Consider the following 3,168-nt stretch of genomic DNA (forward strand, 5'->3'; position numbering starts at 1 on the left):
CTATATGGTTATTTTTTAGTTATCTTTAAATGTATAATTGTTTTTAAAGTCTTTAATGAAGCGTAAACTCTTTCAGAGCATGCAAATTCATTTTTCATGACAGATGGTATACTCTATTTTATATTATAGTTTATGATATGTTACTTTTTTCTTTGAAGAAAAAACTTTGAAGGAATGTAGGAATTCCCTTATATTTTAGATCAAAAACGCATTTAAGAGATTGTAAAGAGCAGTTTTTGAGTGAAGTGATGGGGCTACTCAGAAGAATTATTACAATTTAAGATTGAAAATATATTTTGTGGAGCTAATTACGTTTTGTGTCTGTGCAGACGTGAAGGGGGGAGGATATGGTTATACAATATAAATGGAAACGAAATTTTTGGATACTCATGTTGAGCGGCTGTTTTGTACAGGCTGCTGCTGCAAACGAGGGGAGAGCACCGCTTTTTTGCCAATCTTCAAGTTATGAAAATAACAAAGTATTTCAAGATCAATACAATGAGGATATGAAAACAGGAAGATGCATCCTTGGAGCATCGCATGATGTCATTGTAAGAACGCACAATGAATTAGGTTTTCTAAAAAAGCCTAGTAATTTTACTGTGGATAAGGGCACGAGAGTACTCGCGAGTCAACAGGAGTTTGACAGTCGTCGTCGTGACAATGTTGGGTATAATGCACAAGAACAAAATACTACGTTTCTTAAAAAGCCTGAACTTATCTCTATTAAAGATGGGGCACTGTTAGAAAATTATATCCTTGATAATGAAGGTAAAGCTTACATTTCAAATGATGGTGAGATTGATAGACCAGGACAATCCATTCATAACACAGTAAGGAATGGTGCAGAGCTTTATGTGTATGCAGGAGGTCTCAGTGAGGATAGTAAAATTGAACATGGTGGAATTGAAAATGTTCAGGCTTTAAAGGGAAAGCAAGGCTTTTCGAAAAATGCTGTCGTTAAAGAAGGCGGACAACAAAGCGTTGGAAATGGAGGAAAAGTAGAGGGCACTAAAATTTATGGTGGTGAGCAGCTTGTTTTCGGGGAGGGAGATGTTGGAGGAGAGGTTAAAGGAAGTAGTGCTTCTCATACTGTCATTTATGGTCAAGATGAAGCACTAGGCCAACAAAAAGTATATGATGGAGGGAAAGTTTGGGATACGAAGGTCATGCGAGGGGGCGTACAAGAGATTGGAAAAAAATCTCAAAGTGCAAAAAATGGTGGTTTTGCCTTTGACACAGAGGTTTTTGGTGGTGGTAAACAGCGTATTTTAAATGGCGGTCAGGCCATTGGAGTCACTTTAAATGAGAACGCTATTCAGGAAATAGATACTGACGGATCTGTAAAAAATCTAACAATGAATGATGAAACAAAATCATGGGTGCATGCTGGAGCGACCTTAGAAGGCAAAACACAGGTAAATCATTCTGGGCAGCTTCATCTTTATGCCGGTAATGATCAACATCGCACTACAGTAGAAAATATTATTTTGAATGGAAAAGATACAAAACTGTACTCTATTACTGATGAGTTTGATGGAAAAAACTCTTTAATACAACAATTAAGTGGTGAGGGGAGTGTTATTTTTGCGTTTACAGGTTCTGATCCATATTATTCTCAGCTGCATGTGAATAATCTTTCAGGAAATTTACATTTCGCGTTCAATACCACGATTGCTCATAATCGTGGTGACTATCTCTTGGTTGAGAAAGGAGCTGGAAATCATACGATAAGTGTTGCTGATTCTGGTATTGAAATAACGGATCCTTTTTCAAATAAGCGTGATTTAATTACGGATAAAAGTGGCGGAGCGCATTTTACGCTGACAGATCTTAAGGGTGAAAAAATTAACGCCATTGATGGTGGAACTTATATGTATGGACTGAAAGAAAGAAAGGATGAAAATGGAAAAGTTTGGTTTTTATCTGCAGACCGCCTCAGTGGACCAGAAACCTCTATTCCAGATCCTACAAATCCTTTTTTTCCTGGTGAAACATCAACGACCCCCTCTACAGATGCAGTGTTAACGTTGTCCGTAGTTCCTGGACTTATTTTTAACAATGAGTTGCAAATTGTACGGAATGGCAGAAAAATTTGGGACAGAAATAAGAAAGATATCGAATTATGGACTTATGCGATTAAGAGCAGAGAACGCATTGCGACAGGCTATACACACTTTAAGCTTGGGCAAACAGGCTTAGTCTTTGGTGTTGATCAGTTGAATGAGTTAAGGCATGGAGAGTTGTATGTTGGTGGTTTTGGGAGTTATGATCAAGTACGTGTTTCTCATGCACGAGGGGGGGACAGTAGTTTGAGTTCTTACAGTATTGGCACTTACGCAACTTATTTTGATCATCGTGGATGGTATATGGATGGTGTTTTGAAATATAATTATTACCAAGATGATTTGAAAGCCATCTCAACGAATGATTTAACGATTCAAAGTCATTACAATCAGTGGGCGTTAGGTGGTTCATTTGAGATTGGTTGTTATTTTGAACCTGCACAGAATACTTGGATGCAGCCTTATATCAAGTTAACAGGTTTACAGGTTGAAGGTAAAAAAATAAAACTTTCCAATGGAATGATCGGTGATCTAAAACCATTGACTTCATTCCGCAGTGAAGTGGGATTGACTGCAGGACATGAATTCTTTGTGAATTCAGAAACTTTATTAACAGCTTACATTATGGCAGCTTGGTTGCGTGAGAATATAAATAATAATTATGTGACAATTAATAACCAGCATAAATTTATCACAGACCTATCAGGTAGTGCGGGTAAATTGGGAATTGGTTTAAACAGTTCGGTCAATGATAAATTAACACTTTATGCGGAAGCATATTACCTAAAAGGACATAAGATTAAGAATGCTCTTCAAGGTATTTTAGGATTACGCTATAGTTTCTAAGTACACCTTTATACGGCTTATTAACTTTACAAATGTCATTGTATGCTTAAACAGATAACATCGCTTTGTCATCTCGAAAGTATAAAGACCTTCTCAAATGGTAAGGATGCTTTTCTACTCTCTTTTAAGATAAGGGATTAATTTATAAAGAGTGTGTATTGTTTTGCGTGTTGAATGAGAGTCCTAAATATCGTAAGATTCTCTTCTTCCAAACTGCTCCATGTTGAATCAATCAAAATCATTTTCTTGTACGTCA

General features: G+C 36.7%; 1 protein-coding gene. It reads left to right on the forward strand.

The genetic code is table 11. The features are described from left to right. The first annotated feature begins 347 nt into the window (after positions 1–347). Positions 348–2,912, forward strand: coding sequence for a BafA family autotransporter (gene bafA, locus BN338_RS05685; RefSeq protein ID WP_039759906.1), 2,565 nt, complete (start codon positions 348–350; stop codon positions 2,910–2,912). The last annotated feature ends 256 nt before the right edge of the window (positions 2,913–3,168 follow it).

This window comes from Bartonella queenslandensis AUST/NH15 (assembly GCF_000312585.1).
Lineage (GTDB): Bacteria > Pseudomonadota > Alphaproteobacteria > Rhizobiales > Rhizobiaceae > Bartonella > Bartonella queenslandensis_A.